1 pseudogene is annotated in these 523 nt (G+C 46.1%); it reads right to left on the bottom strand.

The annotated features are described in order from the left end of the window. Window positions 1-62 precede the first annotated feature (62 nt). A pseudogene (locus R7O13_RS30705) lies at window positions 63-523 on the bottom strand (mannitol-1-phosphate 5-dehydrogenase); the annotation flags it as partial.

The following is a 523-nucleotide window of genomic DNA, read 5'->3' on the forward strand; positions in this document are numbered from 1 at the left end:
GCCATATACTGATCAGTTGTTTCATTATTATATTAAGGGGAGCAGAGCTCCCCCTGAGTCAATCAAAGCTGGTTGTAAAGCGACTCGATTTGAGCCACTTCATCACTGTCTTCAGCCAGACCTGTGTATTTCGCTAGCGTTTTTGTCACGCCAACCTCTTTTAATGAGGTCTGTAGCTCAACCGCTTGCGGATCGGTGTCGTTGGTGTATTTCAACGCCGCCGCGATCCCTTTCAAAAGTGTTTGATTTTCAGTGCCATACTCGATTGTACCGAGTAATGGCTTCACTAATCTATCATTTGCACCCAATTTACGAATTGGTTGTCGTCCAACGCGATCCACTTCATCCACTAAATATGGGTTGGCGAAGCGACCTAAAATCTTTTCGATGTAGGCATTGTGCATGTCGCGGTCGAAGCCGTAACGACGAATCAACACTTCGCCACTTTCCTGCATCGCTTGTTTTACTTCGGCATGAATATTTGGGTCTTCAATCGCTTCACGAATGGTGCGATGGCCTTTCA

The organism is Vibrio sp. Y176 (assembly GCF_033438945.1).